25 protein-coding genes are annotated in these 24,711 nt (G+C 65.8%); 21 read left to right on the top strand and 4 right to left on the bottom strand.

The annotated features are described in order from the left end of the window. Positions 1-16: 16 nt before the first annotated feature. Positions 17-505 carry an SRPBCC family protein gene (locus tag PPGU16_RS19540; RefSeq protein ID WP_180724432.1) on the top strand — a complete coding sequence of 163 codons (489 nt, stop codon included), beginning with the start codon at positions 17-19 and terminating at the stop codon, positions 503-505. A 24-nt stretch (positions 506-529) separates the two neighbouring features. Here PPGU16_RS19540 and PPGU16_RS19535 read toward each other — a convergent pair whose 3' ends face one another. The 4 genes from PPGU16_RS19535 to PPGU16_RS19520 all read right to left on the bottom strand — a co-directional run bounded on the left by PPGU16_RS19535 (position 530) and on the right by PPGU16_RS19520 (position 7,063). Beyond that, positions 530-3,142: a mechanosensitive ion channel domain-containing protein gene (locus tag PPGU16_RS19535; protein ID WP_180724431.1), complete on the bottom strand. Its 2,613-nt coding sequence runs from the start codon at positions 3,140-3,142 to the stop codon at positions 530-532. Between the two features lie 215 nt (positions 3,143-3,357). Then, positions 3,358-3,699: an NIPSNAP family protein gene (locus PPGU16_RS19530; protein WP_180724430.1), complete on the bottom strand. Its 342-nt coding sequence runs from the start codon at positions 3,697-3,699 to the stop codon at positions 3,358-3,360. A 102-nt stretch (positions 3,700-3,801) separates the two neighbouring features. Further along, positions 3,802-5,424, bottom strand: a complete 1,623-nt coding sequence (locus tag PPGU16_RS19525) for an MFS transporter (RefSeq protein ID WP_180724429.1) — start codon at positions 5,422-5,424, stop codon at positions 3,802-3,804. A gap of 145 nt (positions 5,425-5,569) precedes the next feature. Then, entirely contained in the window at positions 5,570-7,063 is a 1,494-nt protein-coding gene (locus tag PPGU16_RS19520; protein ID WP_180724428.1) for a sigma-54 dependent transcriptional regulator, read from the bottom strand. Positions 7,064-8,075: 1,012 nt separating this feature from the next. Between PPGU16_RS19520 and PPGU16_RS19515 the strand changes: the two genes are divergently transcribed. The 20 genes from PPGU16_RS19515 to PPGU16_RS19420 all read left to right on the top strand — a co-directional run bounded on the left by PPGU16_RS19515 (position 8,076) and on the right by PPGU16_RS19420 (position 24,670). Further along, positions 8,076-8,255: a Flp family type IVb pilin gene (locus tag PPGU16_RS19515; protein WP_180724427.1), complete on the top strand. Its 180-nt coding sequence runs from the start codon at positions 8,076-8,078 to the stop codon at positions 8,253-8,255. 50 nt (positions 8,256-8,305) lie between these two features. Further along, entirely contained in the window at positions 8,306-8,485 is a 180-nt protein-coding gene (locus PPGU16_RS19510) for a Flp family type IVb pilin (RefSeq protein WP_180724426.1), read from the top strand. A 59-nt stretch (positions 8,486-8,544) separates the two neighbouring features. After that, positions 8,545-8,724, top strand: coding sequence for a Flp family type IVb pilin (locus PPGU16_RS19505; protein WP_180724425.1), 180 nt, complete (start codon positions 8,545-8,547; stop codon positions 8,722-8,724). A 124-nt stretch (positions 8,725-8,848) separates the two neighbouring features. Beyond that, on the top strand, positions 8,849-9,400 hold the full coding sequence (locus PPGU16_RS19500; RefSeq protein ID WP_180724424.1) for an A24 family peptidase: 552 nt from the start codon (positions 8,849-8,851) through the stop codon (positions 9,398-9,400). A gap of 342 nt (positions 9,401-9,742) precedes the next feature. Beyond that, positions 9,743-10,192 (top strand): hypothetical protein, encoded by a 450-nt coding sequence (locus tag PPGU16_RS19495; protein ID WP_243460634.1) that lies wholly within the window; start codon positions 9,743-9,745, stop codon positions 10,190-10,192. A gap of 77 nt (positions 10,193-10,269) precedes the next feature. Next, positions 10,270-11,109 (top strand): Flp pilus assembly protein CpaB, encoded by an 840-nt coding sequence (gene cpaB / locus PPGU16_RS19490; RefSeq protein WP_180724423.1) that lies wholly within the window; start codon positions 10,270-10,272, stop codon positions 11,107-11,109. Positions 11,110-11,207: 98 nt separating this feature from the next. Next, a complete protein-coding gene (locus tag PPGU16_RS19485; RefSeq protein ID WP_180724422.1) occupies positions 11,208-13,247 on the top strand; it encodes a type II and III secretion system protein family protein in 2,040 nt (679 codons plus the stop codon). Between the two features lie 35 nt (positions 13,248-13,282). After that, complete coding sequence (locus PPGU16_RS19480) at positions 13,283-13,570, top strand: cyclin family protein (protein WP_180724421.1); 288 nt, start codon at positions 13,283-13,285, stop codon at positions 13,568-13,570. Positions 13,571-13,655: 85 nt separating this feature from the next. Beyond that, positions 13,656-14,858 (top strand): CpaE/TadZ family protein, encoded by a 1,203-nt coding sequence (locus PPGU16_RS19475; protein ID WP_180724420.1) that lies wholly within the window; start codon positions 13,656-13,658, stop codon positions 14,856-14,858. Positions 14,859-14,898: 40 nt separating this feature from the next. Next, positions 14,899-16,275: a TadA family conjugal transfer-associated ATPase gene (locus PPGU16_RS19470; RefSeq protein ID WP_180724419.1), complete on the top strand. Its 1,377-nt coding sequence runs from the start codon at positions 14,899-14,901 to the stop codon at positions 16,273-16,275. A 28-nt stretch (positions 16,276-16,303) separates the two neighbouring features. Continuing rightward, positions 16,304-17,284, top strand: a complete 981-nt coding sequence (locus PPGU16_RS19465) for a type II secretion system F family protein (RefSeq protein ID WP_180724418.1) — start codon at positions 16,304-16,306, stop codon at positions 17,282-17,284. A 49-nt stretch (positions 17,285-17,333) separates the two neighbouring features. Continuing rightward, positions 17,334-18,311 (top strand): type II secretion system F family protein, encoded by a 978-nt coding sequence (locus tag PPGU16_RS19460; protein ID WP_180724417.1) that lies wholly within the window; start codon positions 17,334-17,336, stop codon positions 18,309-18,311. A 21-nt stretch (positions 18,312-18,332) separates the two neighbouring features. Continuing rightward, positions 18,333-18,860, top strand: coding sequence for a TadE/TadG family type IV pilus assembly protein (locus tag PPGU16_RS19455; RefSeq protein ID WP_180724416.1), 528 nt, complete (start codon positions 18,333-18,335; stop codon positions 18,858-18,860). Between the two features lies 1 nt (position 18,861). After that, entirely contained in the window at positions 18,862-19,506 is a 645-nt protein-coding gene (locus PPGU16_RS19450) for a TadE/TadG family type IV pilus assembly protein (protein ID WP_180724415.1), read from the top strand. Between the two features lie 32 nt (positions 19,507-19,538). Continuing rightward, complete coding sequence (locus tag PPGU16_RS19445; protein ID WP_180724414.1) at positions 19,539-20,996, top strand: vWA domain-containing protein; 1,458 nt, start codon at positions 19,539-19,541, stop codon at positions 20,994-20,996. A gap of 172 nt (positions 20,997-21,168) precedes the next feature. Next, positions 21,169-22,446, top strand: a complete 1,278-nt coding sequence (locus PPGU16_RS19440; protein WP_180724413.1) for a patatin-like phospholipase family protein — start codon at positions 21,169-21,171, stop codon at positions 22,444-22,446. Positions 22,447-22,629: 183 nt separating this feature from the next. Continuing rightward, complete coding sequence (locus PPGU16_RS19435) at positions 22,630-23,103, top strand: nuclear transport factor 2 family protein (protein ID WP_180724412.1); 474 nt, start codon at positions 22,630-22,632, stop codon at positions 23,101-23,103. A gap of 75 nt (positions 23,104-23,178) precedes the next feature. Next, a complete protein-coding gene (locus tag PPGU16_RS19430) occupies positions 23,179-24,036 on the top strand; it encodes a 2OG-Fe(II) oxygenase (RefSeq protein ID WP_180724411.1) in 858 nt (285 codons plus the stop codon). Positions 24,037-24,176: 140 nt separating this feature from the next. After that, positions 24,177-24,386: a hypothetical protein gene (locus PPGU16_RS19425; RefSeq protein ID WP_180724410.1), complete on the top strand. Its 210-nt coding sequence runs from the start codon at positions 24,177-24,179 to the stop codon at positions 24,384-24,386. 89 nt (positions 24,387-24,475) lie between these two features. Then, positions 24,476-24,670: a CsbD family protein gene (locus PPGU16_RS19420; RefSeq protein ID WP_180724409.1), complete on the top strand. Its 195-nt coding sequence runs from the start codon at positions 24,476-24,478 to the stop codon at positions 24,668-24,670. Positions 24,671-24,711: the final 41 nt, after the last annotated feature.

Genomic DNA, 24,711 nt, shown 5'->3' with positions numbered 1-24,711 from the left:
GAACAGGAGGCAACCCGTGCGCGCAGGCGAATACCGTTTCACGACGATCTGGCGCGTCGACGCGCCGCTACAGGCCGTATGGGATGCCATCCACGATCCGGCGCGCTGGCCGCAATGGTGGACCTGTGTCGAGCGCGTGATCGAAGTGGAGGCGGGCGCCAGCGACGGCGTCGGCGCCTTGCATCGCTATACATGGAAGGGGCGCTTGCCGTATCGCGTCGCGTTCGACATGCGCGTGACCCGCGTCGAGCCACTTGCGGTGCTCGAAGGCGAAGCGTGCGGCGACGTGGAAGGCACGGGACGCTGGCAGTTCTCGACGCACGGCGAAGCGACGGTCGTGCGCTACGAATGGCGCGTGCGCACGCAACGCGGCTGGATGAATCTGCTTGCGCCGCTCGCGCGCCCGTTCTTCAAATGGAATCACGATTACGTGATGCAGCGGGGCGGCGAGGCGCTCGCCGATCTGCTCGACGCGCGGTTGCTTGGCGTCGAGCATTCGTCATGAGCGCGGCAGCGGGTGGTTGCAAACTCAGTGCCGCGCCACCTTCGGTGAGGGCTTCTGCACCTGCGCGTCATCCGGCGTGCTCGACGGACGCGGCGGGCCTTCGAGGTCGTCGTCGGCGGAACCGGGACTGCCTGGCGAGGGATTGGCCGCGACCAGCATGCTGCGCTGCGGGTTCGCAATCTCGATGCCCTTCGCGCGGAACGTGTCGAAGATGCGCCGGTTGAATTCGCGCTGCACGGGCCAGCGCGACGAGTCGCGGCATTGAATCTGGCCGGCGAGCGTGACGGCCGCGCCATCGACGGCATCGACGCCCCAGAAGCTGAAGTCGGACAGGATGCCGTCCTTGAACTGCTCGTCCTCGCGCAGCGCGGCGCCGATTTCCTTGAGCGTCGAGATCGCGAGGTCGACGTCCTGGCCGTACGCGATGCTGACCCGAACGGCCGCATTGCCGAGCCCGCGATTCGTGTTATTCACCGTCGATACCGAACTGAACGGCACCGTGTACAGCGAGCCGTCGCCGCCGCGCAGACGCACCGTGCGGATCGACAGATATTCGACCGTGCCGGATACGCCCGCGAGCGTCACCCAGTCGCCGACCTGCATCGCGTTCTCCATCAGCAGGAAAATCCCCGTGATGAAATCCTGCACCAGCTTTTGCGAACCGAAGCCGAGCGCGACGCCGAAGATGCTGGCGCTCGCGAGCAGCGGCGCGGTGTTCACGCCGAGTTCGCTCAGACCCGTCATCACGACGACCAGCGCGATCACCACGAACAACGCCGAGCGCAGCATCGGCACCAGCGTGCGAAGCCGCGCGGCGCGCATCAGGTCGCCGCTTCTGGTCCACTGCGCGAGGCGCTTCTCGACGGACACATTGGCGATCTCCCATACCACCAGCGCAATCACGGCGGACACGCAGATCGTGACGATGGCCGACGTCAGCCGGTGGCCGATCGCACCGGGCCGGAAGAACTGCCACACGTCGAGTCCCCACAGCTGCAGCAGCACGAGCGCGGTGACGAACACCACGAGCGCCGAGATGACGCGCCGGATCAACGGATAGTAGCGGTACGCGTGCTGGTGAATCAGCGAACGCTGCTCGCCTTCTTCGACATGAAAGAGCCGCCCGAGCGCGCCGAACAGCACGATCGCCACCACGCGCGCGGCCACCAGCACGGCGAGCGACAGGCCGCCCAGGTGCAGCAGCGTGCGGTAGCCGTTATGCACGTCGAGCGCCCACACGAACCAAAGCGCCATCACGATGAACACGGCCACCCACGCCCACATGTCGATCAGCCCGTGCGCCAGCATCGTCACGGTGCGCTGGCTGTCGGCGTCCGTCTCGCCGGTGCGCTCGCGCAGCAGCGCGGAAATCGGCGCGCGGCATTGCAGGATCATGATCGACACCATCACGTGCCCGACCAGCGCCAGCAGCTTGACGAGGGGCAGATGCGCCGCATCGCTCAGGCCGAGCGCGGTGGCGATCTGGATCAGCGCGCCGCCCGCGCCGATCACGCTGACGACGCGAATCACCCAGCGCTGCATGAACAGCGCCCAGCTATCGGGCACGCGCAACAGACGCAGTCCCGGCGCATCCGGCTGCAGGAAAAAGCCCGCGGCAATGACGATCGCGCGGCAGATCATGTACAGGTCGATCAGGCCGTTGAGCGCCGCGTCCTGAACCGTGCCGTCGTCGGTGAAGATCGACATCAGCGCGCTCGCGGCCGCGACGAACACGACGAGCGGCAGCATCCGCAACAGCAGTTGCAGCGCCGCGCTCGGCAGACGCTGCAGCGTGGTCCAGTGATGTTCCGCCTGGCGCTTGCTGCGCGCTTCCTTTTGCTGGTTGTCGGGTTTGTCGGGTTTTGGCTGCGGCGATTCAGCCGACGACCTGGGCGGCGTCGACATCGACATCGACGGCGCGGCGGGGCTCGCCGCAACGCCGGCTGCCGCCTGTGCTGCGGCGGCTTCCGTGGCCTCGGCGGTGGCTTTGGCAGCGGCATCTGAAGCAGCAGCATCCGATGCCGCCGTTTCACGCGCGTGCTCGCGAGCCTCACGCGCTTCGCGTGCCTCGCGCCGCAGGATGATCGCGGCGCGCGCCCGGCGCAGCAGTCGCCGCGCAAGCCATTCGAGCGCGATCGCGGGCACCAGCGTGCCGATCAGCGCGAGCAGCACGCCGAACACGCGGGCTCGCTCGTGCGGATCGGAAAGCTGCACGTTCCACCAGTAGCGCGCCGACGACGTGTCGAGCAGCACCGTGGCCGAGCGCTTGAGCGTCATGCCGCCTTGCGTGATCCAGTGCGCACCCTGGCGAACCAGTTGCGATGCGAGTCCGTTCGACTTGAGCGCGGTGGTCACGCTCGCGCCCGACGCGACGTCCGTCGCCGCCGTCGCCGATGCGCCCGAAGCCGGCACATCGGGCGTCGCGAGCACGCCCGCGGCGGCGATGGCCGTCAGCGTGTCTTCGATCTGCGCGCGTTTTTTGGGGTCGTTCAGTACCTGCAGTGCCTGACGGGCCTGGTCGGGCGTCAGCGTGACGGTGGTGGCGGACGCGCCGGACGCGGTCGTCGTGGCCGTCACGGCGGAGAAGGCGGGCGCGCAGAACAGCGCGAGCAGACAGATCAGGAAAAATTTGCGCATGTAGGGCCGGTGGTCGGCGGCGATGCGCGTACGGCTGGACGCGATGCGGCGCCGGAGCCACCACGATTCGACTGGGAAAGTAAAGCGACCCCGGCGGCGCACGATAAGTTCCGCAAAGCGGCAAATCCAATGATCGAACGCGCATGAATGCGTGCGATGCAGGCTTTTTCGTGCCTTTTTGTCCTATTGCGCAGTGCGATGGCGGTGCTGGCGCGTTACGTGCGAGCGGGGTGCGCGGGCTTGCCGAGCGTCCCGTCGACGACTTCCGTGAAGGTCCGTTCCTCGCGCAGGATGAAGCGTTTGGCCTGCGCCATGCCGAAGTTCTCGAGCGCTGCGGGATCGGTGCGCAGCCGCGCGCGATACGCTTCGTAAGCGGCGAGGCTGTCGAACGCAATCAGGCCCCACGCGATGTCGTTGGTCCCCTCGTGCGGCAGGAAATAGCCGAGCAGATGGCCGCCGCAGCGCGGAATGATTTCTCCCCAGTTCTCCGCGTAGTGACGGAACGCGTCGCGCTGGAACGGATCGATCTGATAGCGGATGAAACAGGTGATCGTCATGGAGGCCTCGGTCGTCGTTGCAGTTGAGTGGATGACGGTCAGTATCCGCGACACGCAGCGCGCGATGTTTCAGGCTGGCTTGAAGTGTCGATGAGCCATGCGTTACGGCGCATCCTGCGGCTTCGTCTGGCCATGAATCGTTAACGCCGCGCACGCCGCGCCCAGCAGCGCGCATAGCGCCGACACCAGCGCGACGGCGCGCAGCCCTGCGTCGACGGCATCGGACTGTGCGGCGACGATTTCAGCGGGCACGGCATGCGCGCCCATCATCGCATCCGGCGCAAGCTGCCCTTCGCGATGCAGGTCGGCGGGAATGTTCAACTGTTCGAGCCGCTTCGACAACGCTGCATCGTGCGACCAGACGAACACGATGCCGAGCACCGCGATCGCCAGCAGGCTCGCAATCCGCGCGACGGCATTGTTGATGCCCGACGCGACGCCCGTGCGAGCGGTGGTGACGGACGTCATCACAGCCGTCGTGAGCGGCGCGACTGTGATCGTCATGCCGAGGCCGAGCACGGCGAGCGCGGGGAAGAAGCTCGTCCAGTAGCGCGCGCGGTCGATGTCGAGACAGCCGGGCAGCGCGAGCAGCGCAAAGCCGGCTGCCGCGATCACGGGGCCCGCCGTCAGCAGCCGGCGCGGCCCGTAACGCGCGGCCAGGCCGCCCGTGAAGCGCGACAGCACGCCGATGACCACGGGCACGGGCAGCAGCGCCGCGCCCGCTTGCGTCGCCGTGTAGCCATGCGCGCGAATCAGCGTGAACGGCAGAAAGAACAGCGCGCCGCCCAGGCCGAAATACAGCAGCAGCGTGACGAGGTTCGCGCCGCTGAAATCTCGCGAATGAAACACATCGAGCGGCATCATCGGGTCGTGGCTGTGCGCTTCGATGGCGACGAACGCGGCGCACAGAGCCAGTCCGCCCGCGATCATGCCGATCACGATCGCATCGCCAAAACCGTGCGACGACGCGAGCGTGAGGCCGTACGTCAGCAGGCCGAGCCCCAGCGCCGCCGTCAGCGCACCCGGCCAGTCGAGGCGCTGCGACGCGCGGATGCCGCCGCCCGCCGGTATCGACGACAGCGCGAGCGCCACCGTGACGGCTGCAATCGGCACGTTCAGATAGAAGATGGCGCGCCACGAGAACGCATCGACGAGCCAGCCGCCTGCGACGGGCCCGAGCGCCGACGTGATGGCGCCGAAGCCGGCCCACGTGCCGATCGCCCGGCCGCGCTCGCGCTCGTCGAACACGGCGCCGATGATCGCAAGACTGCCCGGCACCAGCAGCGCCGCGCCCGCGCCTTGCACCGCGCGCGCCGCGATCAGCGCGGCGGGCTCCGGCGCGAGTCCGCATGCCGCCGACGCCGCCGTGAACAGCACGATGCCCGCGACGAACACGTTGCGCTGCCCGAGCTTGTCGCCCAGCGCGCCGCCAACCAGGACCAGCGACCCGAGCAGCAGCAGATACGCGTTGACGACCCATTGCATCGCTGCGACGCTCGCGCCGAGTTCGGTCTGAATGGCAGGGAGCGCGACATTGACGACGGAGCCGTCGATGAACGCCATGCTGGAGCCGAGTATGGTCGCGCCGAGCGCGAGGCGCTTGCGGCGGCACGGCGTCCGGGCGGCGGGTTGCGCGCGGATCGCGAGATCGTCGCACGGGCTGGCCTGGGCGGGGAAGGCGTGCGGCTCGCCGCGCGCGCGGTCGAGAGAAGCGCGGTCGGACATGAGGGGTGTCCACTCCATTGCGATGCGATCGACAATGCAATGGACACATTTGGCGCCGCGCCGTTCAGCGTCGACGGGACGGCGAACCGAACGGCGCGAAGGCCGCAGCGTGACTCAAGCAAAGAGACTCAAAGGAAAAAACGACTCAGCCCACCGATACCGCCGCGACAGCGCGCGCCCTGTGCGAGCCCGAATCGCTGTCGTCGCCGTCGTCCGAGCTGCCGTCCGTGCCGCCATCGGTGCGGCCTTCGCCGCTGGCACGGCGCATCGAGCGCATCGCGTTCGCATCCGGGTTCATCCGGTTTGCGTTCATCAGCCGGTAGAGCGTGGCGCGCGACACGCCGAGATCGGCCGCCGCGCCCGACAGGTTGTGCCCGTGCCGCCGCAGCGCTTCTTCGATCGCCTCGATTTCCGCCTGGGTGCGGATTTCGGCAAGCGTCTTTGCGCGCACGCCGGACACTTCCGGCAAGCCGAGATCGGTTTCCGTAATGAAGCGTCCTTCCGTCATCACGACGGCCCGCCGCACGCAGTTGATCAGCTCGCGCACGTTGCCGGGCCAGTCGTAGTTCGACATCGACACTACCGCGCCGCTGGAAAAGCCGCGAATCTTATGCGTGCCGTCCTGCCGATACATGCTGAGCGCGTAGTCGGCGAGCAGGCGGATGTCGCTGCCGCGCTCGCGCAGCGGCGGCTCATCGAGCCGCAGCACGCACAGCCGGTGATACAGGTCGGCGCGGAAGCGTCCGTCCTTCACGGCGGCTTCGAGATTCACGTGCGTCGCCGAGATCACGCGCACGTCGACCTTGACGGAGGCGTTGCCGCCCAGGCGCTCGATCGTGCCTTCCTGCAGGAAGCGCAGCAGCACGGCCTGGCATTCGTGCGGCATATCGCCGATTTCGTCGAGGAACAACGTACCGCCGTGCGCATGCTCGATCCGGCCGATCTTGCGTTGCAGCGCGCCCGTGAACGCGCCGCGCTCATGGCCGAACAGTTCGGCTTGCAACAGGGTAGGCGGAATCGCCGCGCAATTGATCGCGACGAACGCCTGCTGCGCGCGCGCCGAGCCGTCGTGCACCGCGCGTGCCGTCAGTTCCTTGCCCGTGCCCGACTCGCCCGCGATGAACACGGGCGCGTCCGTCTGCGCGCATTTGTCGATCCGGCGATACAGCTTTTGCATCGGCTCGCAATGGCCGACCATGCCGTGCGCGCCCAGCGACGGCTGTGGCCGGAAGCTCGCACGGCGCAGATTCGACAGGCCGTGCGCGTGGCCGAGCGCGAAGATCAGCCGGTCGTTCATGCACGGCGCGGTGACGAAGTCGAAGCAGTAGTCGAGGATGAAGCGGCTGGTGAGATCGTCGGTGGCGTGGCCGGGCGCGATCTGCGCGATCCAGTTTGCCTCACCGTGGCGCATGCAGGCTTCGAGCGCCGAGAGCTGCTGCTGCGTGACGTCGTCGGGCAGCGTGACAAGGCCGACCTTGATGTCGCCGCGATCGAGCAGCTTTTCCGCAGCGGCCGTGTTTCTGGCGTGCACGACCTGCCATCCCGCCGCGCCGAGGAAGGCTGCGAGCGCTTCGTCGGGCGTGGATGCCACACAGAGCACAGTGCGGTCTGAAGCGCCCGTTGTGGAAGTGGAACTCATGTTACCCCCCGGTAGTGGACGTCGCCCTTGCGCATCGCGCGACAAGGTCAGTGATCCTTGTACTACGGCAAAACGATGTGGTCTTTTGAGGGTCGCCTGCGCGAACCTGAGCGTTTTTCGTGTTCTTCTACATGCGGGTCATGAATGCCGCAATGTCGGGATGCCTTTGCGCCGCGCACATGCTTCGCAACACGAAGTTATCGTCGCATGAAATGCACAGTAAAAACAAAGATAAATGAATGGGTAGGGGCTTTATATAAGCGTAAATCAGGATGCAGATTCACCCTTCTGCAATTTCTACCTGCGCTTGAATCGTTTGCGACCCGGAGCATTTGCGTGCGCGTGCACGTGGGGGCTCGTACGTGGCGCCTTGCGCCACAAGGCCGCGCCGCGCTCGCAGCGGCGCTTTTCGCGCCGTCTCAACTCTGCGACACATCCGGCAATCGGTTCTTCAGACCGATCAGTGCTTCCCGGTGACCGGTAGTTCTGACCGGGAAGCCATTGCCATCGGGCTTTGCGGCCCGATTCGTCGCATCTTTGACCGTGTTCGGTTGGCCATGTGGCCTGGCGCACATGCGCGCCGCGCTTCGAAATCACGTTACGGGTTCGCAACATCGCGAACCGCCAGCCCCTGAAAAACCACGTGCCGCGCCAGCCCGATCACGGCGCGACAAGGGTTTGCGGGCACATGGCATACCCGTTGCGATATGGCAGTCACGACGAAATCGCTGCTGCCGGAAAGCAAGGCCAAAGGAAGTCTCCGACAGCAGCACAGAACTTCGCAGTCGCGGCCGGGGTTTGCCACATGCGACTGTGGGGGCGGCGGAGCCAATGGGGGGCGGACGTCGGTAGAAAGTGGCGCGAATGGTTCGTACGGTGTACGGCCATTCGCGACCATGACGACACCTTCGGCGGCACTTGCCGGTTGTATCCGTCCGAAAGGGCGGTTTGATTGGCCAACGCGCATGGGGCGCGACGGCTATGTGACATCTCATTTCCTACGGGGGAAATCATGAAGAACGCAATCAATCAGTTTCTGCGCGAAGAAGACGGCGTGTCGGCAATCGAATACGGCCTGCTGGCTGGTTTGATCGCCGTGGCAGTCATCACGACGGTCACGACGCTCGGCACCAACCTGAGGACTGTTTTCACCACCATCTCGAACAAGCTCGCCGCAGTAGCAGCGGGTTAACGGACTAACGGACGGCGGTTGAATTCGGCTAACAGGCTACGGGGGACACCATGAAGAATGCAATCACTCAATTTCTGCGCGAAGAAGACGGCGTGTCGGCAATCGAATACGGCCTGCTGGCTGGTTTGATCGCCGTGGCAGTCATCACCACGGTCACGACGCTCGGCACCAATCTGCGGACCGTTTTCACCACCATCTCGAACAAGCTCGCCGCAGTAGCAGCGGGTTAACGGACTAACGGACGGCGGGACGGCGGCCGAATGTCGGCTAACAGGTTACGGGGGACTCCATGAAGAATGCAATCCAGCAATTCCTGCGCGAAGAAGACGGCGTGTCGGCAATCGAATACGGCCTGCTGGCTGGCTTGATCGCCGTGGCAGTCATCACGACGGTCACGACGCTCGGCACCAATCTGCGGACCGTCTTCACCACCATCGTGGACAAGCTCGCAGCCGTGGCCGCGGGTTAGTGGACGGCGGCTGAGGCAGTCGAGCAAGCCAGTCCGCAGCCCTGTCTCGCTACGGCGAGCGTTCGAGGCAGGGCAGCGGCCGCCGGCAAAGTCCACCAGACGTATCCAGCTAACGGAGCTTTCGATGAACGGCGTACCTTTTCCGGTGGGTCCCTGCGTGTTGGCGCTGGTCGTGATGGCAGCGATCTACGACATCCATGCGCGGCGCATTCCGAACTGGCTGGTCGTCATCGGTCTGGGCGCGGGACTCGTCGTGCAGTGCGCGCTGCATGGCGCCATCGACGGGATGCAGTTGTGGGGTGGCGGCCTGCTCGTCGGCGGCGCGGTGCTCCTACCCGGTTATCTGCTGCGGATGATGGGCGCGGGCGATGTGAAGCTGATGGCGGCAGTCGGATGTTTTTGCGGTGCGAGCGGCGCTTTCGACGCTGCGTTGATGGTGTGCATGGTTGGCGGCGTCTGGGCGCTGGCGGAGATGCTGCGGCATCGGCAAGTGCGCGCCGGGCTGCACAACATGGCTGCCGTGCTGATCGACGTGTCAGTGTCGTCGGGCGGCGCAGCGGGCGGCAGCGAGCAGGGTACGGGCAACACGAGAACCAGACGGCCGACGACGGGCACGCTGCCATACGGCGTAGCCATCGCGATCGGCACGATGCTGTCGCTGTTCGTGAACGTGTGACGAAGCGGCAAGCAAAAGAACAATGAGTCACGCGGTACGGGGCAAGCAGCGAATAAACGGATTTCTACGGGGAAGCAGCGGCGGGGCCAGCAGGTGAATCAGGGCAGGACGGCAGTGCATAACGACAAACAGCATGAGCGACCGACAACAAGAGGCGAACGGCGGACAACAGCCGAAGCCCACCAGAACCAGTAAAAAAAACGCAGCGGCAGTGACAAGAGAAGCAGCAGCACAGAGCCTTCGCAGAAAGGCTTGAAGCAGATCCAGAAACGGGGTGTGGACGCGGGGTCGTCCACCTGGAAAGAGCCTTCGCAGGAAGGCCGGCCAGATACGGGGGAAGTGATGAAGACGAACGATTCAGGCCGCAAGACGGCCAATGCCTATACATCGGCAACACGGGGGAGCCGTCCCGCATCGGCGGACAACGGCAGCGGCACCGAGGCCGGCAACACGAACCGGCCACACCGCACGGAGGCCGCGTCCACAGCGTGTGCAATGTACTACGTGGACGCGGCGCCGGAACTGCTCTTCACGACCGATCCCGCCATCTATCTGCGCCAGCGCGCGCTGCTCACGCCAGTGGGCCGGCTGGAACGCGAATACGCGCTGCAGGCGCTGCTCGACGAACTCGTCGTCGCGCGGTGGGTGGCAAAGCGCGAAGCGGAACGCCGCGCGCAGCAAGCCGCGCCGTTGCGCGCCGCCTTGCAGCTGCCCGCACAAGAGCGCGTCGCAAGCATGGACGAAGACGATGCCTGCAGCCCGCCGGACCGCGACCGCGATCTGATGGACTGACGGACAGACTCACTGCCCAATCCCTGCAACACGATCCCTAGAGCGCCGTCGCCGACGGCGAGAGTCAGGAGAACGACATGAAGAACGCTCGCGCGTTGGTGATGTTGGTCGTCGCGACGGCGGCCGGTCTTGCGGCCGTGGTGTTCGCGTCGCGCTGGATGGTGCAGCAGTCGTCGACGACCACGACCAAGGTGGTGATCGCGTCGGCCGACATGAGTCTCGGCCAGCGCGTTTCGCCCGACATGCTGAAGGTATCCGACTGGCCTGCCGGCAGCGTGCCGCCCGGCACCTTCAACGATGTGAAGAAGCTCGAAGGCCGCGTGCTGAAGGCGAGCCTGTCGCGCGGCGAACCCGTGCTGGAGGCGAAGCTCTCGCCCGTGGGCACGCTCGGCGGGCTGTCGGCCGTCATCAACGAAGGCAAGCGCGCGATCACGGTGCGCGTGAACGACGTGATCGGTGTCGCGGGCTTCGCGCTGCCGGGCAACTACGTCGACATTCTCGTCAACACCGAGAAGGACAACAAGGACGGCGCGGTGCAGGGACGCGACCAGAACATCTCGAAGATCGTGCTCGAAAAGATTCTCGTTCTGGCCGTCGCGCAGGAAGCGGGCCGCGACGAAACCAAACCGAAGGTCGTCGATGCCGTGACGCTCGAAGTCACGCCCGAGCAGGCCGAAAAGATCGACCTCGCACGCAGCATCGGTTCGCTGTCGCTCGTGCTGCGCAACCAGGTCGATCCGCAGGACGCAACGACGGCGGGCGCGACCAAGGCGTCGTTGCTGAAGATTCCCGTCGCCGCGCCGCCCGCGCCGGCAGCGCCCGCGCCGAAGCCGGTGGTGCGCAAGATCGTCGCGCGGGCGCCGTCGAACTGCGTGAGCGTGATCGACGGATCGCAGGCCAGACAGGAATGTTTTTGAGCGACACGAAATTCGCGACAACAGCGCGGGCATAGAACCAGGCGCGAAACCGCAAGCCGTGACGAGACCAGACAACGGCGCCAATACGGGGGAAGGACATGAATGCCACAGAGAATCAGCGCGCGCATGCAAGGCCTGAGCGCGCTACGACGCAAGCCGCAACGTTTGCGCGCCGCTCGCGTCTCGCGCAGGCCAGCGCCTGCGGTCTGATCGGCGCCGCATTGTGGGCGCTGCCCGCTACGCAGGCCGTGAGCCAGGAAGCCGGGCTGCCGGGCCAGGCGCCGCTGCCGATGAGCATGGCGTCGAACGGCGGCGCCGTGCATCTGACGATCGGCATGAGCGGCGCCGCGCCAGCGGCCGCGGCAGGCGTGACGCAGGGCGGCCGGGGTCCGAACTGCACGGGCACGATCGCCGATCACCAGAGCGTGACGATTCCCGTCGGCAAGTCGCAGATGGTCAACATCCGCGAGTCGGTGAAGACGCGCACGGTCGGTAATCCGTCGATCGTGCAGGCGATGCTCGTGTCGTCGCAAACGCTCTATCTGCTCGGCACCGATGTCGGCACGACCAACATGATCGTGCAGGGCAGAAGCGGCTCGTGCACGATCATCGACGTCGCCGTCGGCGCCGATCCCGGCGGCCTGCAGCAGACGCTCGCCGTCCTGATGCCCGAAGAGACGGGCGTGCAGGTCAAGGCGGCCGCCGACACGCTCGTGCTGACGGGCACCGTGTCCGACTCGGTGAAGGCCGAGCGCATCGTCGAACTGGCGCACGCCTATGTATCGCGCCAGACCGCGCCCGTGCCCGTCGCCGCGCCCGCCAACGGGGCAGGCGCGCAGGGTGGCGCGATGATTCCCGCCGTGATGAAGACGGCGGGCGCATCGGGCAATGGCAACAACGAACGCATCGTCAACATGATGCACGTGGCCGCGCCGCAGCAGGTGATGCTCGAAGTGAAGGTGGCCGAAGTGTCGAAGACGCTGATCGACCAGCTCGGCATGGCCGCCAACATCCAGGGCGGCACGGGCAGCTGGAGCTTCGGCCTGCTCGCCGATTTCCTGTCGGGCGGCATGGGTGCGCTGATCGGCTCGAAGACGAACAACAAGCCGCTGAATTTCGCGTTCGACGCGCAGAAGACCGACCAGCTCGTCAAGGTCCTTGCCGAGCCGAACCTGATGGCGATCAGCGGCCAGGAAGCGAGCTTCCTCGCGGGCGGCAAGGTCTTTATCCCGGTGCCGCAAAGCAACGGCGCAGCGGGCTCGACGATCATCCTGCAGGAAGAAACGTTCGGTGTCGGTTTGACCTTCACGCCGACCGTGCTCGATAACGGCCGCATCAATCTGAAGGTTTCGCCGGAAGTGTCGGAGCTGTCGCCGACGGGCGTCGCCGTGACGGCGGGCACGGTCAGCACGACGGCCGTGCTGCCCCTCATCACGACGCGCCGCGCGTCGACCACGCTGCAGGTCTACGACGGCCAGAGCTTCGCGATCGGCGGCCTGATGAAGAGCAACGTGACGGGCACGCTCAAGGGCCTGCCGGGCCTCGGCGAAGTGCCCGTGCTCGGCGCGCTGTTCCGCAGCACGAACTTCCAGGAGGACAAGACGGAACTGGTGTTCGTCGTGACGCCGCGTCTCGCGAAGCCGCTGCCGCAGAACTATCCGCTGCCGACCGATCACTTCGGCAAGGTCACGGAAGCGGGCGTGTTCTTCACGGGCAACATGGAAGGCAAGAAGCCGCAGCCTGCCGCCGAGCCGATGACGCCGTCGACGGGTGCCGCGATTCCGTCGCCGATCCCGGTGAAGGGCGGTGCGATTGCCACGACAGGCACGGCTGCGCCCGTGGTGCTGACACCCGTCATCACGTCGCAAGGCACGACGGCGCCGTCGCCCGTACCGGCACCGGAGCGCACCCAGCCCGCTGCCGACGCGATCCGTGCGCCCGCCACGCCGCGCTCGACGGGCAGCAGCGACGGCGACGGAACGGCGCCCGTCACGCGCACCGAACCGACGGACGGAACCGTGCATACGGCCGCCGTGCAGACGGCGAGCGTGAGCGCGCAGCCGCTCGAGGCAAAGTCCGCCGCGCCGTCCGGCACCCAGGAAGCACGCGAAGCCAACGACGTGCGCCGCACGCAGTGAACGCGACGCGCATCTGACGAACACGGGAGACCGACATGAAAACCATCCAGACATTGATCCGCGCGTCGCTGTGCGCAGCAGCGAGCCTGACGCTCGCCGGCTGCCTGACCTCGACGCCGCACTGGGACGAGACGTTCGGCAGTTCCGTCTCGCAGCTGAAGGAAATGCAGACGCTGAATCCGAACGCGGGCATGAACACCGACCCGGTGGCGGGCGTCGACGGCTCGACGGCTCACGCGATCCAGAAGAACTACGCGAAGTCGTTCACGACGCCGCCGCCGCCCATCAACGTGTTCGCGGTCGGCCTGCCCGTCTCGAACTGATCGGGCGCGCCGCACACGCAACCGTAATCGCAACCGCAACAGAAACGACGCACGACACCCCACGCCCCGCACGCGGAGACTGAACATGATCGACATCCTCCTCATCTCATCGGGCCCAGACCGCTCGCGCCATATCGAGCAACTGCTAGAAGGATGCGGCGTCGCGCATCGCGTGCGGGCCGTGCACGGCTCGGTGCGGCATCTGCGCACGCACGCGGCGTCGATCAAGTCGGCGGATCTGCTGATCGTCGACGATGTCGGTCTCGAGCCGCAAGACATGGCATCGATCGAAGAGGCCGTCGCGCACGTGCCGCAACTGAGCTGCATGCTGGTGACGCCCGCGCCCTCGACGGCCCTGCTGATGGCCGCCATGCGCGCAGGCGTGCGCCATGTGCTGCCGTGGCCGCTCGACGCGCAGGCGTTCGCCGCCGAGCTTTCGCACGTGTGGGGCAAGAAGACGGCGGGCGCGCGCCGCGAAGGGCGCGTCGTGGCGCTGACGTCGTGCAAGGGCGGAACGGGCACGAGTTTCATCGCGATGAATCTCGCGCATGCGCTCGCGACGCAGCGCGGCAAGCGCGTGCTGCTCGTCGATGCGAACCAGCAGTTCGCCGACGCGAGCCTGCTGATGTCGGACCAGACGCCCGCCGCGACGCTCGCCGATCTCTGTGGGCAAATCGACCGGCTCGACAACGCGTTCTTCGACGCCTGCGTGATGCACGTCAACGACAACCTCGACGTGCTCGCGGGCGCGGGCGATCCGATCCGCGCAGGCGAGTTGCGCCCCGCGCAGCTCGAACGCGTGCTGACGCTCGCGCGCTCGCAGTATGACGCGGTGATCGTCGATCTCGGCCTCGGCATCAATCCGCTCGCGATTCACGTGCTCGACCAGAGCGACCGCATCTGCATGCTGGTGCGCCAGAGCGTGCTGTATCTGCGCACGGGCCGCCGCATGCTCGACATCTTTCACGAACTCGGCTACGCGACGGGCAAGGTCAGCGTGCTCGTGAACCAGTACGACAAGCACGCGCCCGTCAACCTGCAGACGTTCGAGCAGAGCTTCGGCATGAGCGTCGCGCATCGCTTCGCGCGCGACGACAAACATGCGGGCGCGGCGCTGGATCAGGGGCTGCCCATCATGAGCATCGCCAAGGGCAGCGCGCTCGCGCAGGACATCGTCGCGTTCGCGCACACGTTGTGGCCCGCGCCGCAGAAAGAGAAGAAGGGCGGCCTCGCGCGGCTCTTTGCGCAGAAGCCGCGCGACGTGCCGCAACTGAAGACCAATCTCTGAAGCGGCCCGCGCCATTCAACAAGAACCGGGGAGCGACACCATGTCATTGCGCGATCAACTGAAACTGCAGAGCGGATCGACGCCGTTCGACACGGCGACGGCGGCCACCGCAGGCAACAGCGCCGAAAGCATCGCCGCGCGCCGCGCGTATCAACAGCTGAAGATGAACGTGCACGAGAAGATCATCGACCGTGTCGAACTCGACAAGCTGCAACGCCTTACGCCCGAGCAGACCAAACGCGAACTCGCGCAACTGGTCGAACGCATCGTCGATGAAGACAAGATTCCGATGAACGAACTCGAGCGGCGCCGCCTCGCGCAGGACGTGCACGACGAAATGTTCGGCCTCGGCCCGCTCGAACCGCTGCTCGCCGACCCGACCGTGTCGGACATACTCGTCAACACGCCGCGGCACGTCTACGTGGAACGGCGCGGCAAGCTCGAACACACCGACATCACGTTCCTGGACGACGCGCATCTGATGAAGATCATCGAGCGCATCGTGTCGCGTGTCGGCCGGCGTATCGACGAATCGACGCCGATGGTCGACGCGCGCCTGCCCGACGGCTCGCGCGTGAACGCGATCATTCCGCCTTCCGCGATCGACGGGCCGCTCGTGTCGATCCGGCGCTTCGCCGTGAATCCGCTGAAAGTGGACGACATGGTGAAGAACCAGACCTTCACGCCCGCGATGGCGCAACTGCTCGAAGCGCTCATCAAGGCCAAGCTCAACGTGCTGATCTCGGGCGGCACGGGCAGCGGCAAGACCACGATGCTCAACCTGCTGTCGGGCTTCATTCCCAACGACGAACGCATCGTCACGATCGAAGATGCCGCGGAACTGCAACTGCGCCAGGAACACGTGCTGCGGCTGGAAACGCGGCCGCCGAACATCGAGGGCAAGGGCGAAATCTCGCAGCGCTCGCTGGTGAAGAACGCATTGCGGATGCGCCCCGACCGCATCGTGCTCGGCGAAGTGCGCGGCGCGGAAGCGCTCGACATGCTGCACGCGATGAACACGGGCCACGAAGGATCGATGGCGACGCTGCATGCGAACACGCCGCGCGATGCGCTCTCGCGCCTCGAAAACATGGTAGGCATGGCGGGCCTGACGATGCCGATCAAGGCGATGCGTCAGCAGATCGCATCGGCCATCACCGTGGTGGTGCAGGCGTCGCGTCTGACGGACGGCCGCCGCAAGCTGATGAGCATTTCGGAAATCACCGGGATGGAAGGCGAGATCATCAACATGCAGGAAATCTTCACGTTCAAGCGCACGGGCGTGGCGGAAGACGGCACGGTCAAGGGCTACTTCTGCGCGACAGGCGTGCGGCCCAAGTTTGCCGACCGGCTTGCCGCGTTCGGCCTCGCGTTGCCGGATCAGATGTTCGATCCGTCGCGGCGTTTCGAAGTCTGACGCTGGGCCTGACGCCAGGGAGGCGCAAATGGATACGACACTGCTGGCTTTTGCCGTTCTCGGCTTCGTCGCGGTCGTGCTGCTGATCGAGGGCGTGTACCTGTACTGGAACAGCCACCACGGCCCGGTCGTCAAGCGCATGGACGCGCGGATTCGCGCGATGTCGGCAGGCGGCCACGTCAGCGGCGAACAGATGTCGATTCTCAAGCAGCGCCTGCTGAGCGAATCGCCGACTTTCACACGCATGTTGATGCGCATGCCGCGCGTGCATCGGCTCGATCTGTACCTGCAGCAGTCGGGGTTGACGTGGTCGGTCGGGCGCTTCGTCGGCTATACCGTTGCATTCGGGTTCGCGGGACTCGTGTTCGGCGTGAGCGCGATGCATCTGCCGTTTGCGATCGCGCTCGCGGTGGCGGGCGCGGCCGCGCTGCTGCCGCTCGTATATCTGCGCGGCAAGCGCGCGAAGCGCATCGTGCAACTCGAACGCCAGCTGCCTGATGCCGCCGATCTGATCGCCCGCGCGCTGCGCGCCGGCCATTCGTTTCCCGCCGCGCTCGGCATGGTGGGCGACGAGTTGCCGAATCCGCTTGGCGGCGAGTTCCGCATCGCCTTCGATGAAATCAACTACGGCGTGTCGATGAGCGACGCGCTGATGAATCTGGTGAGCCGCGTGCCCGTCGACGACGTGCGCTACTTCGTGATCGCCGTGCTGATCCAGCGCGAGGCGGGCGGCAATCTCGCGGAGATTCTCGGCAACATCGCCGGCATCATCCGCGAACGGCTCAAGCTGCTCGGCAAGGTGCGCGTGCTGTCGGCGGAAGGTCGCATGTCCGCGTGGATTCTGGGGCTGCTGCCGTTTGCCGTGATCGCCGCGTTGTCGGTGTTGAACCCCGACTACTGCAAGGTGTTCTGGGAAGACCCGACGGGCCAGAAGATCGCGGGCATCGCCATGGCGATGATGTTCTTCGGCATTCTGTGGCTGCGCAGGACGGTGCGCATCCGCGTGTAGCAGCCGACGAAGACGCGAACAGATAACGACGCAACAAAACGGGGAAATCATGGAAACCGAACAGCTTGCCGTGCTGGCCGCGATGTTCGTGATCGTGTTCGGCGCAGCGTGGAAGGCGATGTCGCTGCTGCGTCCCGATCCGCTGAAGCGCCGTATCGACGGTATTGCGGCGTCGTCGGCGGCGGGTGCGATGGGGGCCGCGGCAGGTACGCCCGGCATGGACGCCGACGACAGCCCGGCGTGGATGGAAACGGTCACGAAAGTCTCGCATCGGGTCGCGAAGCTGTCGCTGCCGAAGGACGACTGGGACAAGTCCGCGCTGCGTCGGCGCTTCGCGAATGCGGGCATGCGCAGCGAGACCGCGCCGGCGATCTACTTTGCCGCGAAGACGCTGCTCGCGCTCGTGCTGCCCGCGCTCGCGCTGCTCGGCATGACGCTGTTCGCTGGCCCCGACGCGCAGAAATTCCTGCTGATGGCGACGCTCTCGATGGCGGCGCTCGGCTTCTATCTGCCGAACGTGGTGCTGAACCGTCTGATCGAGCAGCGTCGGCGCAGCCTGTTCGAAGACCTGCCCGATGCGCTCGACCTCATGACCGTCTGCGTCGAAGCGGGCCTCGGTCTGGACGCGGCGATGCAGCGCGTCGCCGAGGAAATCGGCGTGAAGAGCCACGCATTGAAGGAAGAGCTGGAACTGGTGCTGCTCGAACTGCGTGCGGGTGCGGGCCGCGACAAGGCGTTGCGCAATCTCGCGCTGCGCACGGGCGTCGAGGACATCGACACGCTTACGTCGATGCTGATCCAGGCGGACCGCTTCGGCACGAGCGTCGGCGATTCGCTGCGCGTGTTCATCGACACGCTGCGCACCAAACGCCGGCTGCGCGCCGAAGAACTGGCCGCGAAGATCGCGCTCAAGCTGCTCTTTCCGCTGATGTTCTGCATTTTTCCGACGCTGATCATGGTGCTGATCGGGCCCGCTGCGATGCAGGTCGTCCGGCAACTGCTGCCGACGATGGGCGGCATGCACTGAACCCACTGCGGGAGAGACACGATGAAAACCACGCGTCCTCATCTGCGAGTGACCCGCGCGAGCCGGTCCCTGGGACGCCGCCGCAGGCAGCTTGGCGTCGCGACGCTCGAATTCGCGTTTATCGCGCCGATACTGTTCTTTCTGCTGTGCATGGTGATGGATCTCGGCGTCGCGCTGTGGGTGAACCTGACCATGCAATACGCGGTGCGCGAAGGCGCGCGCTACGCGGTGACGGGACAGACGGGGCTCGACCCGAACCAGAAGAATCCGCAGCGCTATCTCGCCGTGATTCAGGAGATCAAGGATCAGTCGATGGGCCTGTATCCCCTCGTCAATCCGAGCTACGCGATCACCGTCAACAGCGGTAAGGCGCAGAGCTATGCGAGCGACGCGAGCTATACGTCGAGCATGTTCGGCAATCCCGGCGACATCGTCGTGCTGCAGATCAACTGCGCGTGGCCGATGATCACGCCGATGATCCGCTCGTTCTTTCCCGGCGGCTTCTTCAACTTCAGCGTCGCGGCAACCATGCGCAACGAGGGCTTCTGACATGAAGACGAGACCACGGCTCAAGGGGCGCCGTTACGCACGAGGCCATGCCAAAGGGATCGTCAGCGTGGAGTTCGCGTTGCTGCTGCCGCTGCTGCTCGGCATCGCGCTGCCGCTCTACGACATCGCGCGCAACGTTCAGGCGCAGATGATCCTCATCAACGTGAGTCGGGAAGGCGCGAACCTGTCGTCGCGCGCGGCGAGCACGTATCCGATGCAGACCATCATGTCGTCGCTCGCAGCCACCACGCCGCCGCTCAACATGAGCGCAAACGGCATGATCTACATCACCGAAATCATGGGCTCGCAAGGCTGCGACGCAAAAGGCAACGGCTGCACGGGCACGGTCGTCGCGCAATGGAAATGGACGGGCGGCAGCGACAGCGGCGCGGCCAGCAAGATCTGGAACTGCGCGACGGCGGGCACGTCGTGGGCCACGGACGGCACCGGTGCGTGCAACGGACTCGGCGGCAAGACGCCCGCGCAGGCGGTCGACCTGCTCAAGGGCAAGCTGTCCGACGGACAGATCGCGTATGCCGTCGAAAGCTTCTATGTGCAGCAGCCGCTGATCGGCGCAATCAACCTGGGCGGCGGTGTCACCACGCCCGCGCTGTCGCCGAACCTGTATTCGATGAGCGTGTTCTGAAGGTCAGGCAGTTCGAAGCACCGGGGGAAGCAATGAAAACATACACAAGAAAGACGCGCGCGCTCAGGCGCCAGCAAGGCTCGGTGAGCATACTCGTGGCGGTGTCGCTGATTGCGCTGCTCGGTATCGCGGGACTCGCGATCGACGCGGGCCTGGGCTACATGGTCAAGGCGCGGCTGGATTCGGCGGTGGACGGCGCGCTGGTCGCGGCGGGCCAGGCCGTGACGCGTGGCGCGACGCAGGCCGAGCAGATCACCAACGCCACCACGGCCGCGAATGCGTTCTTCGCCGCGAACTATCCGCAGGGCTTTCTCGGCTCGACGGCCACGCTCAGTGCGCCGTCGGTCAACATCAACAAGGGCACGGTGACCATCGATCTCGCCGCGCAGGCGAGCGTGCCGCTCACGCTGATGCAGATTCAGGGTTTCAAGCTGCTCAATGTGGCGACCACGGGCGAGGCGATCCGGCGCGATCTGGATATGTCGTTCGTCGTCGATGTGACGAGTTCGATGAGCGATACGACGACGCAGGCGGCCGTGCGTTCGGGATCGATCTCGTTCCTCAACAACTTCAACACGTCGACCGACCGCGTGTCGCTGATGCACTTCGCGACGGGCACGGTCGTAGACGTGCCGTTCAAGAGCGACCAGAGCCGCGGCTTCGACCGCACGACGATGACGAACAAGATCAATGGCTATAGCTTCGGCGGCAATACGGCCTCGGTGGACGCGGTGTGGAACGCGAAGTATCAGCTCGATCACGTGATCACGCAGCCGTCGAGCCTGCGCGTGATCGTGTTCTTCTCGGATGGCGCACCGAACAGCTTCGCGGCCAACTTCACCAGTGGCTCGACGACGACCTGCGCAACGGGTGGTTATACGATCACTTCAAGCGACAGTCCGCCGGGTACGAGCAAGAGTTCGATGCAGAACAATCCGGGTGCATTCAACAGCATGACGGTGCAGAACCAGCAAAGCAGTTGTCACGACATATACGCGGACAACGTGACCAGCATGCCCGCGACCTACGACGTGCATGCCGCATCCGACGCCAGTTCGACACTGCCCATCACGCCCGCGTCGCCCATCGCGGGCACACTGACGCGCACCGTCACGAGTTCGATGCCCTACGTCGGCCCCGTTGGGAGTAGTGGTCCCACGGCGGCGCAAACCAAGAACATATTGATCAAATACGCGAACGTGAACAACGCGTCGCGCAACCTGATGGAAATGATGGCGGCCAGGGCGCGCGCGGAAGGCATCTTCGTGTTCGCGCTCGGCTACGGCCCGTCTCTTCTGACCAAGACGGGTGCGGGCAGCGGCGAGGTGGGCCAGGACATCCTCAAATGCATCGCCAACGTCGCCGACGGTCCGAGCCGCTGCTACAACGCGGCGCAGCCTGTCGGTGTGTACTGCTACGCCGCGACCCCCGACGCCATCAAGCCGTGCTACGCGCAGCTTGCTTCCGCGATTCTGCGGATCGCGAAATAGCGGCGTGGGCCGCAGCCGGTGACGTCGCTGTGACAGGCGCGTGAACGGCGACGCCGTCGCCAGGGCCCGCGACTTGAAGTGCGCGCGCAATAAAGGTGCGCTATCGTGTGACTGCCTGCGGCGCGGCCGCAGGTCTCCAGATGAACGCTTCGTTTCTCGACGGGGAAGCACGATGGTCAAGAAAACCGCGGCGCACGCGGCGGCGCAGCCTTCTGCGCAGGCCTCGCGCGCCTCCGCACGGGTGCGCAAGAGCGAGGAAACGCGCGGCGCGTCCTCGCATCCCGGGATCGACGCCCAGGTCGTGCTGGTGCTGCAAGGCGGCGGCGCGCTGGGCGCCTATCAGGCGGGCGTATTCGAAGCGCTGCACGATGCCGGGATCGAGCCCGACTGGGTGATCGGCACGTCGATCGGCGCAATCAACGGCGCGATCATCGCGGGCAACCGCCCCGAAGACCGGATGAGCCGCCTGCGCACATTCTGGGACCGCGTCACGTGGACGGGCCAGCATGCGCCCGACTGGCTTTCGGCCTGCGCGCCCGCCTGCGCCGCGTCCGGTTTGCCCGCGTATCTGGCCACCGCGTGGGCCGCGTGGATTCCCGGCTACGAGCAGTGGATGCGTAACCTGTCGATCATGGCGCAAGGCTTGCCCGCCTTCTTCACGCCGCGCGCCGACGCGTGGCTCGCGCTGCATGCGCCCGTCGGCATCGAGCGGGCGGCGTTCTATCACACCGAGCCGCTGCGCGAGACGCTCGCGTCGCTGATCGATTTCGATTATCTGAACCGCAAGCAGACGCGGCTGACGGTCGGCACGGTCAGCGTGGGCAGCGGCCATATGCGCTACTTCACCAATCGTGACGCACCGCTCGACGTCGAGCATGTGATGGCGTCGGCGGCGTTTCCGCCGGGCTTTCCTTCCGTGCGCATCGACGGCGAGGCGTATTGGGACGGCGGCATCTATTCGAACACGCCGCTCGAAGCGGTGCTCGACGACCGGCCGCGGCACAGCTCCGTGATCTTCACCGTGCAATTGTGGCCCGCGCATGGCGATGAACCCGCGTCGATCCAGCAGGCGATGAGCCGCCAGCGCGACATCCAGTATTCGAGCCGTGCCGAGAGCCATCTCGAACGGCAGCGGCAGATCCACCGGCTGCGGCATGTGATCCGCGAACTCGGCAAGCATCTGCCCGACGATCAGCGCGACACGGCTGCCGTCAAGGAACTGCTGAATTGGGGCTGCGGCACGACGATGCAGGTGATCGAACTCGACGCGCCGAACTTCGGACACGACGATATGCACAAGGACATCGACTTTTCGAAGGACGGCATCCGCCGCCGCTGGGAAGCGGGCTACGCCGACGCGCAACGGATGATCGAACGCGCGCCGTGGCGCGAGGAACCGGACCCGATGGAAGGCATCGCGATTCATCGCTCGGACCCGGCCGCGGCGTAAGACGGCGACATATCTGAACGATTGCGCAATCGCACGGGCGTGTTGTACCTTGGATGAATGGCACTGACGTCCCGAACGATGCGCCGACATGCGCTGACATGCGCTGACATGCGGCGCCGTCGGAGCGGCAGGCTCTGGTAGACACAGGCTGGCAAAAACGAAAACGGCGAGCACAAGACCGAGATGACTCATCCCAATGCGGCATTGATCGAGCGATTCTACGAAGCATTCCAGCGGCGCGATGTCGACGCAATGGCAGCGTGCTACGCGCCCGACGTGACGTTCAGCGACCCCGTGTTCGGCGAGCTGCACGGCGGCGAAGTGACCGACATGTGGCGCATGCTGGTGTCGCGTGCGCAGGAGTTCACGCTGGCCTTCAGCCATGTCGTCGCCGACGGCGACAGCGGCAGCGCGCATTGGGTCGCGAGTTATGTGTTCAGCCAGACAGGCAGAACCGTGGTCAATCCGATCGACGCCCGTTTCGTGTTTCGCGACGGACTGATCGTCGAGCATCACGACCGTTTCGATCTGTGGCGCTGGGCGAGTCAGGCACTGGGCGCGAAGGGCGCGCTGCTCGGCTGGACACCTTTCGTGCAGAACGCGGTCCGCGCGCAGGCGAAACGCGGGCTGGCCGCGTTCCGCGCGAAGGCAACATGAACGGACTATGAACGCGCGTCGAGCCTGTCCTGAACGAGGCCCGGCGGGCGCGGCAACGAAGCAGCGGGGGATGTGATGCGCGAGATGGATGCGGCATGGCGGGAATGGCTGGCGACCAACGTGAGCCGCGGGTGCACGCCGGAATCGATGGTCGAGGCGATGGTGCAAGGCGGCTTCGAGATCGACGCGGCGCGTGAAATCGTGCGTCGTGCGGCATCGGAGACGGGCGCGGTGGCCGCCGTCCTTGCATTGCCGGACGACGAAGCGCGTGCCTATGACTACGATGCCTGTCCCGTCGCGGCGGGCAACACGGTGCACGCGTACGACCGTGACGTGACGGTGCGCATACGCTTCGAGCGTCCGCAGGTGATCGCGTTCGACGACGTGCTGTCGGGCGAAGAATGCGCCGAGCTGATCGAACGCGCGCGGCACCGGCTGAAGCGCTCGACTACCGTCAATCCCGAGAACGGCAGCGAAGACGTGATCCAGCTGCGCACCAGCGAAGGCTTCTGGTTCCAGCGCTGCGAGGACGCGTTCGTCGAACGGCTGGATCGACGTATTTCCGAGTTGATGAACTGGCCGCTCGAGCACGGCGAAGGCCTGCAGATTTTGCACTACCGGCAAGGCGGCGAGTACCGTCCGCATTTCGACTATTTTCCGCCCGGCCAGAACGGCAGTGCGTTGCATACGGCGCGCGGCGGCCAGCGCGTCGCGACGCTGATCGTCTATCTGAGCGACGTCGAAGGCGGCGGCGAGACGGTGTTTCCGGACGCAGGGCTCGCGGTGATGGCGCGGCAAGGCGGCGCGATCTACTTCCGTTACATGAACGGGCGCCGCCAGCTCGATCCGCTGACGCTGCACGGCGGCGCGCCCGTCACGAGCGGCGACAAGTGGATCATGACGAAGTGGATGCGCGAGCGCCCCTACGTCTAGCGTGCCCGCGATGCACATTGCATCCGGGTATGGCGGGTGCTGTATAAGGGCCAGCGCATGCGTGGCCTGTTCCGCCGCGATCGACGTGACGAGCGCTACGCATATGCCCCTCAGGCTCAAACAATATCAGGGGTTCGACTATGGATAACTACCAACTGGAAAGCGAGCTGCAACATCTCGAACGGGTCCTCGCCCGTATGGGCGCCGAACACCGCTTCCCACTTTCATACTGGCGCACCCGGCTCAACGCCGTGCTTGCGGCCCGGCTCGTGCCATCGCAACGCTCGCGCGCCCACAGGCTCGACGAAATGCTCCGCGCGCTCGAAACGCGTGCGCCCGCGGTCGGTTGAAACGACCGCGGCACGGGTCAGGCACAGCGGATGCTCGAATCCCGGTGACTGGCGCAACCGTTGCGTCGGCTAACCAGACGGAGTCAGCCATGAACAAGGATCAAGTGAAGGGTACCGCTGAGAAGGTCAAGGGCAAGGTCAACGAGGCTGTCGGCAAGGCCACGGGCAACCGTAGCCAGGAACTCAAGGGCGATCTGCAGCAAGGCGCCGGCGAAATGCAGAAGTCATATGGCGATGCGAAGGAAGACGCAAAGGACATCGCACGCGAAAACCGTAAGCACTGATCGCGCACTGATCGTGGCGTTGCCGGGGCGGCGCTGCTGGC

The sequence above is a fragment of the Paraburkholderia largidicola genome (assembly GCF_013426895.1).
In the GTDB taxonomy this organism is placed as follows: Bacteria; Pseudomonadota; Gammaproteobacteria; order Burkholderiales; family Burkholderiaceae; genus Paraburkholderia; species Paraburkholderia largidicola.
This window is presented reverse-complemented; position numbering and strand designations above follow the sequence as displayed.

Bases quoted from the DNA above. Each gene is read 5' to 3' on its own strand.
- PPGU16_RS19435 (WP_180724412.1), top strand. From the start codon at position 22,630: ATGACTCATCCCAATGCGGCATTGATCGAGCGATTCTACGAAGCATTC.
- PPGU16_RS19525 (WP_180724429.1), bottom strand. From the start codon at position 5,424: ATGTCCGACCGCGCTTCTCTCGACCGCGCGCGCGGCGAGCCGCACGCC.
- PPGU16_RS19450 (WP_180724415.1), top strand. From the start codon at position 18,862: ATGAAGACGAGACCACGGCTCAAGGGGCGCCGTTACGCACGAGGCCAT.
- PPGU16_RS19475 (WP_180724420.1), top strand. From the start codon at position 13,656: ATGATCGACATCCTCCTCATCTCATCGGGCCCAGACCGCTCGCGCCAT.
- PPGU16_RS19505 (WP_180724425.1), top strand. From the start codon at position 8,545: ATGAAGAATGCAATCCAGCAATTCCTGCGCGAAGAAGACGGCGTGTCG.
- PPGU16_RS19480 (WP_180724421.1), top strand. From the start codon at position 13,283: ATGAAAACCATCCAGACATTGATCCGCGCGTCGCTGTGCGCAGCAGCG.
- PPGU16_RS19515 (WP_180724427.1), top strand. From the start codon at position 8,076: ATGAAGAACGCAATCAATCAGTTTCTGCGCGAAGAAGACGGCGTGTCG.
- PPGU16_RS19455 (WP_180724416.1), top strand. From the start codon at position 18,333: ATGAAAACCACGCGTCCTCATCTGCGAGTGACCCGCGCGAGCCGGTCC.
- PPGU16_RS19535 (WP_180724431.1), bottom strand. From the start codon at position 3,142: ATGCGCAAATTTTTCCTGATCTGTCTGCTCGCGCTGTTCTGCGCGCCC.
- PPGU16_RS19520 (WP_180724428.1), bottom strand. From the start codon at position 7,063: ATGAGTTCCACTTCCACAACGGGCGCTTCAGACCGCACTGTGCTCTGT.
- PPGU16_RS19510 (WP_180724426.1), top strand. From the start codon at position 8,306: ATGAAGAATGCAATCACTCAATTTCTGCGCGAAGAAGACGGCGTGTCG.
- cpaB (WP_180724423.1), top strand. From the start codon at position 10,270: ATGAAGAACGCTCGCGCGTTGGTGATGTTGGTCGTCGCGACGGCGGCC.
- PPGU16_RS19440 (WP_180724413.1), top strand. From the start codon at position 21,169: ATGGTCAAGAAAACCGCGGCGCACGCGGCGGCGCAGCCTTCTGCGCAG.
- PPGU16_RS19470 (WP_180724419.1), top strand. From the start codon at position 14,899: ATGTCATTGCGCGATCAACTGAAACTGCAGAGCGGATCGACGCCGTTC.
- PPGU16_RS19430 (WP_180724411.1), top strand. From the start codon at position 23,179: ATGCGCGAGATGGATGCGGCATGGCGGGAATGGCTGGCGACCAACGTG.
- PPGU16_RS19495 (WP_243460634.1), top strand. From the start codon at position 9,743: ATGAAGACGAACGATTCAGGCCGCAAGACGGCCAATGCCTATACATCG.
- PPGU16_RS19465 (WP_180724418.1), top strand. From the start codon at position 16,304: ATGGATACGACACTGCTGGCTTTTGCCGTTCTCGGCTTCGTCGCGGTC.
- PPGU16_RS19530 (WP_180724430.1), bottom strand. From the start codon at position 3,699: ATGACGATCACCTGTTTCATCCGCTATCAGATCGATCCGTTCCAGCGC.
- PPGU16_RS19425 (WP_180724410.1), top strand. From the start codon at position 24,177: ATGGATAACTACCAACTGGAAAGCGAGCTGCAACATCTCGAACGGGTC.
- PPGU16_RS19445 (WP_180724414.1), top strand. From the start codon at position 19,539: ATGAAAACATACACAAGAAAGACGCGCGCGCTCAGGCGCCAGCAAGGC.
- PPGU16_RS19485 (WP_180724422.1), top strand. From the start codon at position 11,208: ATGAATGCCACAGAGAATCAGCGCGCGCATGCAAGGCCTGAGCGCGCT.
- PPGU16_RS19420 (WP_180724409.1), top strand. From the start codon at position 24,476: ATGAACAAGGATCAAGTGAAGGGTACCGCTGAGAAGGTCAAGGGCAAG.
- PPGU16_RS19460 (WP_180724417.1), top strand. From the start codon at position 17,334: ATGGAAACCGAACAGCTTGCCGTGCTGGCCGCGATGTTCGTGATCGTG.
- PPGU16_RS19500 (WP_180724424.1), top strand. From the start codon at position 8,849: ATGAACGGCGTACCTTTTCCGGTGGGTCCCTGCGTGTTGGCGCTGGTC.